This window comes from Actibacterium sp., from assembly GCF_041584535.1.
In the GTDB taxonomy this organism is placed as follows: Bacteria; Pseudomonadota; Alphaproteobacteria; order Rhodobacterales; family Rhodobacteraceae; genus Actibacterium_D.
Genome location: NZ_JBFHDW010000370.1, coordinates 1 through 2,192 on the forward strand (window position 1 = coordinate 1; position 2,192 = coordinate 2,192).

At 60.5% G+C, this 2,192-nt stretch carries 5 protein-coding genes; all 5 read left to right on the forward strand.

All coding sequences use genetic code 11. The annotated features are described in order from the left end of the window. On the forward strand, nucleotides 1-674 hold a 674-nt coding region (locus ABYW26_RS13680; protein ID WP_372605464.1), incomplete at its 5' end, for a TIGR02594 family protein. A gap of 132 nt (nucleotides 675-806) precedes the next feature. After that, entirely contained in the window at nucleotides 807-1,049 is a 243-nt protein-coding gene (locus ABYW26_RS13685; RefSeq protein WP_372605465.1) for a hypothetical protein, read from the forward strand. Nucleotides 1,050-1,094: 45 nt separating this feature from the next. Continuing rightward, nucleotides 1,095-1,463, forward strand: coding sequence for a DUF2730 family protein (locus ABYW26_RS13690; RefSeq protein WP_372605466.1), 369 nt, complete (start codon nucleotides 1,095-1,097; stop codon nucleotides 1,461-1,463). Continuing rightward, nucleotides 1,460-1,756 (forward strand): hypothetical protein, encoded by a 297-nt coding sequence (locus ABYW26_RS13695; RefSeq protein WP_372605467.1) that lies wholly within the window; start codon nucleotides 1,460-1,462, stop codon nucleotides 1,754-1,756. Before ABYW26_RS13690 ends, ABYW26_RS13695 begins: the two co-directional genes overlap by 4 nt. A gap of 1 nt (nucleotide 1,757) precedes the next feature. Beyond that, the coding region (locus ABYW26_RS13700; protein WP_372605468.1) for a phage protein Gp27 family protein at nucleotides 1,758-2,192 on the forward strand (435 nt) is incomplete at its 3' end.

Below are 2,192 nucleotides of genomic sequence, written 5' to 3' on the forward strand. Positions count from 1 at the left end.
CCGCATTCTGGGGCGGAATTTCAACCCCGGAGCGAACCCCCATGCAGCATGTTTTCGCCATTGCTGAAAAGTACCTCGGCACCAAGGAGTGGCCGGGCGCCACCCACAATCCCGCCATCATCAAAATGTTTGAAGACACCGGCAACGGCCGGGTTAAGGACGACGAAACTGCCTGGTGCGCCGCTTTTGTCGGGTCGGTACTGGCCTCGGCCGGAATTCGGGGCACAGGTCTGCTTGCTGCGCGCTCGTATCAGAAGTGGGGCGAAGAGGTTCCGCTGAGCGAAGCGGAGCCGGGTGACGTGGTGGTGTTCTGGCGCGGCAAACGCGATGGCTGGCAGGGTCATGTCGGCTTCTTCGCGGGCAGGCGACCATCGGGCGACATCCTTGTTCTTGGCGGCAACCAGGGCGACGCAGTCAGCATTGCACCCTATCCGCGAGCCCGCCTGCTCGCGGTGCGCCGCGCCAAGGCGCCCCGAACCTCGATGATGAAATCGACGACGCTGCAGGCGGGGGTTGTCGCTGAGGTTGGGAACATTTTCACCGCGTTTCAAGTTCTGCCGCAGCTGGAAGGCAAAGCTCAGGTGATCGCGCTGGGCGGGTTTGTCGTGATCGCGTTGGGCCTGATGTGGATTCGGCGCGAGCGGATCCGCAAATGGGCGCTGGGGGATCTCTGATGTTTGGCTGGCTCCCGTCGCGCGCCGCGGTGATTGCTGCTGTGATGGCCTTGGTCATGGCAGCGCTTGCTTGGCTTCGGCGCGACGCGGTGCGCGACAAGTCTTTATCTCAGAAGTTGGAGGATCAGGACCATGCCGCGCGCCTTGACGCTGCCGCTGATGCTGCTCGCGATAGCGGCCTGCAGCCCTACGCTGACCACGGATATCGCGACTGACACCGGCTCGGCCACCGCCGCGAAGATCTGTGACGAGATCGGCCAAAGTCTGCCAACGAGATCGCGCTCTGACACCCAACAGACGCGCGACGAAATCACCGAGGCATATGCCGTTTTTGTAGCGGTCTGCCCCAATCATGAACACCTGATCCCCAAGTAGGAGGGACAATGCGATACCGAAACGAACTGCTGCTGGGGGCTTGGGATGTCATTTGATTGGGATCTGGCGCTGAAAGTCATCTCAATGGCCGTGTCGTTTGGCGCGGCTGTTTTTGCGGTTTTTGCCACGCGCAGAAAGGATGTGGACAAGAAATTTGAAAGCCTTGACGAACGGCTGCTCAGCGGGGCGCGCAGAATGGATCGTCACGACACGCGCCTGTCTACCATTGAGCGCGATATCGCGGCGCTGCCTGGCAAGGACGACATGCACCAGCTGCAGCTCGCAATGATGGCCCAAACCGGCGAGCTAAAAGAAATGCGCGCGGTCATGGAAGGCAACCAAAAGATCATGGCGCGGCTCGAACAGATTGTGAGCCGGCACGAAGAACACCTTCTCGAAGGAAGCAAGAAATGAGCTATCAGGACACCCTTCGCCAACACGCTCGGCTCGCTATTTTGCGCTGCCTCGAAGATGCGCCCAAATACACCTCAAACGTCTCGATGATCACCCAGGTTCTGCAAGCGGTCGGCATTACCTTCACCCGCGACCAGGTGCAGGGCGAAGTGGCCTGGCTCGAAGAGCAGGGCATGCTGACGACTGAAGATCATGCCGGTTTCATCGTGGCGAGTGCGACGCCGCGTGGCGTTGAAGTTGCCACCGGTATTGCCCGCCACCCGGATATTCAGCGCCCGCGGGCCGGGGGTTAAGATGCCGCCGCCGCGCAAGGTTGACCTGATCCCCGAGGAGTTGCGCAAGTGGCTGAAAGAGGCGCTGTCATCGCGCGGCTTTGGCGACATCATCGCGGTCACGGATGAGTTGAACTTCAAGCTCGAGGCCGCCGGCCTTCAGCTGAACGTCGGAAAAACGGCTGTCGGCGAGTTTTCTAAGCTCCTGAAAGATCAGCGCGAGGCGTTTGGGATCGCTGAGACCCTCATGGCCGACATGGATATCGACAAGGAAAGCGAGATCCACAAGGTGCTGATGCACATGATCGCTTCGATGGCGATGCAGCTGATGAAGGCCACCCGCGAAGATGACGGCCATCTTCCTGCGAAAGACCTGATGGCGCTCGGCAAGATGCTCAAGGATCTGATGGCCTCGGCGGGCATCCGCGAAAAACTGCTCGACGACGAGCGGCAGCGC